Genomic DNA, 3,716 nt, shown 5'->3' with positions numbered 1-3,716 from the left:
CAGCTGTTCAGAGGAGCAAAACGCTGCATCCCGCCATAGGCACCGCCACGCCCGTCACTAACCCGATAGGTGCCTGCACTATGCCACGCCATCCGGATAAAAAACGGTCCGTAGTGGCCGTAGTCAGCAGGCCACCAGTCTTGGGACGTTTTCATCAGGGTATCCAGATCCTTTTTCACGGCACCCAGGTCAAGACTGTTAAATGCTTCTGCATAATTGAACTCTTCACCCATTGGATTCGACGAGGCAGTATGCTGTCGCAGGGGAGAAAGGTCGAGTTTCTCGGGCCACCAGAACTGGTTCGATTTCGGCTCTCCCTGTGCATAGGCAGGGCTGCCCATCAAGAGGGGAGACAGAGCTACCGCTATAGCGGCTAGCAGAGGGATCGTCTGTTTACGCATGGGAGTTACCCCTTTGTGGTAGGTACAGGTAAAATATAAGCCTGAACCTCCCGTTTTTGGGGGCAAAAGTGATGGAAAATACTGATTGTTGTAATCGGTAAAACCAATCATGCTGGTGGGCGAGTTGCCCAAGCCAGAAATTGCGATAAGTTTTCTGGCCCGGGCAAAATGATGAAACTGCTTAAGCTTTGGGAAGTTGCGGCTTACCCAAACTGCTTACTGTAATTGATAATGCTGTCGCGATAGAGGGCAAGTAGTTCCTTATCATTAACAGCAATACCGACTTTTTGTTCCGGCATCTCTGCCCAGTCATCCGTCTGATGACGGCGACCATCAAACTTTTGCAGGGTCAGTCCTTCGGCCGGTCCGTCGGTAACGACCCGAATCGGCCCTTCGCGAAGGGTAAATAATTCCGGCTTGATAACATAGGCAATGGCTGACGGATCGTGGACATGGCAGCCTTCCAGTCCCAGTTTGTTGGCATAAAAGCGCAGGTAGTAACGACTTACGTCCCAGATGAATTCACCGACTTTGCCGCCCTCGGCCTTTAGGCCGTCGATATAACCTGCAGAGAAGAAGCTCTCTTCTGTGACATCTAGTCCTACGATGACCACCGGCCAGTCGGCAGTAAACACCTTGTCAGCCGCATGCGGGTCGTCGTGAATATTTGCTTCGGCATAAGGGGTAACATTGCCACGGTGGCCGTTCATTCCAAAAGCGCCACCCATTACAACGACTTCCTTCACCAGACTTGTGATTTCAGGGGCAGCATCAAGAGCAAGGGCGATATTGGTCAGCGGCCCGACAGTCACCAACGTGATTTCGCCAGGATTGGCCTTAACGGTATCAATAATATACTGATAGGCCGGACGCGGATCGGCACAAGCGTGCTTGGGCTCGCTGCTGTGGAGATCGCCAAACCCTGTCTCGCCGTGTACAACGACAGTGGCGCCAACCGGCGGGCGCTGGATTGGCTTGTCGGTTCCTTTGGCAACGTCGCAACTGAAGTTGAATTTCTCTTTTAGGTAGAGCGCGTTACGTGTGCCATTTTCAATGGTGGCATTGCCATACACCGTCGTGATTCCGACAAGGTCGATATCCGGATGGGCCTGAGCAAATAAAATGGCCATTGCATCATCGATACCCGGATCGGTATCAAGAATAATCTTCTTACGCATAGAGAAAGTATCCAACAATTGAGGTGTATTTATCTTAGCGTCAATTTGCACAATAGCCTGTGACTGTCTTCACGGAGATATGAAAACTGATGAAACATCAGGTAATTATATGTGGCTGCTGGATGATCACTGCTGGCTCAGTATGTGTTTGCCGTTCTCCTGGATAAACTCGACGAAGGCTTCGCTCAGTGCGGTCTGTATCCGGTGTGCCGAGCGAACAAGGTGCCAGGCTGTTTGGATGGGAAATCCTTCGACTGGCAGGGACACAAGGTGAGGTGTCGGTTCATACCTGATTGCGTATTCAGACAGAATAGAAACCCCAAGACCGGCTATCACACAGTGCTTAATGGCCTCGTTACTTTCAATCGTCATTTGTGGGTTGAGCTTTACGCCTCTTTCCTCGAAAAAGTGCTCTATGGCGTACCGGGTACCAGAGCCATATTCGCGGGAAATATAGGGATAATGGCACAGCTCTTCCGGAACAATATGGTCTTTATTGGCTAGTGGATGCTGGTAGTGGGCAATCGCGACTAGCGGGTTGACGAGAAAGCTGATGGCATTGCCTGTCATTTCTTCATTCAGGTGACTAAACAGGTAGATATCATCCAGATCCTGTTCGTAGCGTTGAACGATTTTTGCTCTGTTGCCGACAGTAAGCTCGATATCGACCAAGGGATATTGTTGGCAAAAAGAACCGAGCAGGTGGGGAATAAAATACTTGGCTGAGGTAACAACGGCTATGCGCAGAGTACCGGCTTTAAGTTCATTAAGATCTGCCAGTGATATTTCCAGCCGATTAAGGGTTTCAAATAACTCGACACTATGTGAGGCAACAATTTCGGCGGCTTCTGTGAAAACAAGTTTTCGTCCGACCTGTTTATATAGAGGTGTTCCAAGCACTTCAGTTAACTTGCGCAACTGAATAGAGATAGTGGGTTGGGTCAGGTTTAGCATCTCAGCTGCTTTAGTAATTGAGCCGACTTCGTACACGGTCAAAAAAACGTGCAAAGGACGGATCGCATTTAACCGTCGCCGAAGGTGTTGAGTCATATGACTTCCATATATTCAATCCATATATAGACAATAGTCTATGCATAGCATGTCAAAGATTAATTATTATTTAAGCGTTGATTGCGTCACTGTAGAGCCTGCACAAAGGTTGAATGAATATTACTACCAATCAGGTATTAACGGAGGCGTTATGACTTATCGACGTTTACTGGTTCCGGTGTCGCCCGAGCAGGTATTGGGGCCAGCTTTTCACCAAGCGTTGGCGTTTGCCGATCAGCAAAAGGCGGTAGTGACGTTACTGACTGTTGTCGAGGATCTTGAGGAAATTCAGGAGCTGACCAAACACTCTTTCACTACTTTGGATCTACTTGATAAGGCGACAGCTACTTATCATCAGCAGTTGAAAGAACATGTTGCAGCACTTCGGCAACAATATCCCCAAATCACATTTGGTACCCAGATAAGGATGGGCATTCCGTTTATCGAAATCATCAAATCGGCGGTGGAGGGGAAAGCCGATTTGATTATCATCGATACCCATCGCGTGCATAAACAGTCGGCCTGTCAATGGGGAAGCACGACGCGGCACTTGATGCGGAAATCCCCAACGCCCATCTGGGCTATCCATCACAACCAGCCGAAGATTCAACGTGTTGTTGCGTCGGTTGATGTTACCGGGGAAGATCCGGAGGGCTTGAATGAAACAATCCTAGCTTTGGCCCATGAGTTTGCCTCTGTCAATGAGGCCAGTCTATACCCTTGCCATGCCTGGCGCTTGGAGACCGAGGGGTATTTGCGAAAATGGAATCACTGTACCGATTTGGATATTGCCCTAATTGCCAAGGAACTGCGTAGCGAGCGGGCGGCTCGATTGCGAAACCTTCTGCTTCCCTACGAGCAACTGGCGACTCCAGTTCATTCTCGCTTGCTAGAGGGAGATGCGAGGAAGGCTTTACCGGATTTTGTCAGAAAGGAAGAAATCGATCTGGTGATTATGGGGACGCTTTCCAGAACAGGGATAGCTGGTTTTTTGATGGGAAATACGGCTGAATCCATGCTTGATGATTTGCAGTGCTCAGTGATCACCTTGAAGCCGAAGGGGTTCCGCTCACCAATTCTTGTTTAG

3 protein-coding genes and 1 pseudogene are annotated in these 3,716 nt (G+C 49.2%); 1 reads left to right on the top strand and 3 read right to left on the bottom strand.

Annotation, left to right across the window (positions count from 1 at the left end):
- The 3 genes and pseudogenes from MHN01_RS19930 to MHN01_RS19920 form a co-directional block, all read right to left on the bottom strand.
- A pseudogene (locus tag MHN01_RS19930) lies at positions 1-341 on the bottom strand (catalase-peroxidase); the annotation flags it as partial.
- A gap of 263 nt (positions 342-604) precedes the next feature.
- Positions 605-1,579 (bottom strand): nucleoside hydrolase, encoded by a 975-nt coding sequence (locus MHN01_RS19925; protein ID WP_239412956.1) that lies wholly within the window; start codon positions 1,577-1,579, stop codon positions 605-607.
- Positions 1,580-1,705: 126 nt separating this feature from the next.
- Positions 1,706-2,629 (bottom strand): LysR family transcriptional regulator, encoded by a 924-nt coding sequence (locus MHN01_RS19920; RefSeq protein ID WP_239412954.1) that lies wholly within the window; start codon positions 2,627-2,629, stop codon positions 1,706-1,708.
- Between the two features lie 151 nt (positions 2,630-2,780).
- Between MHN01_RS19920 and MHN01_RS19915 the strand changes: the two genes are divergently transcribed.
- Positions 2,781-3,716 (top strand): universal stress protein, encoded by a 936-nt coding sequence (locus MHN01_RS19915; protein ID WP_239412952.1) that lies wholly within the window; start codon positions 2,781-2,783, stop codon positions 3,714-3,716.

Source organism: Photobacterium sp. OFAV2-7, assembly GCF_022347985.1.
Lineage (GTDB): Bacteria > Pseudomonadota > Gammaproteobacteria > Enterobacterales > Vibrionaceae > Photobacterium.
The sequence above is the reverse complement of the archived record's forward strand: the minus strand, read 5'-3'. Positions and strand labels throughout refer to the sequence as shown.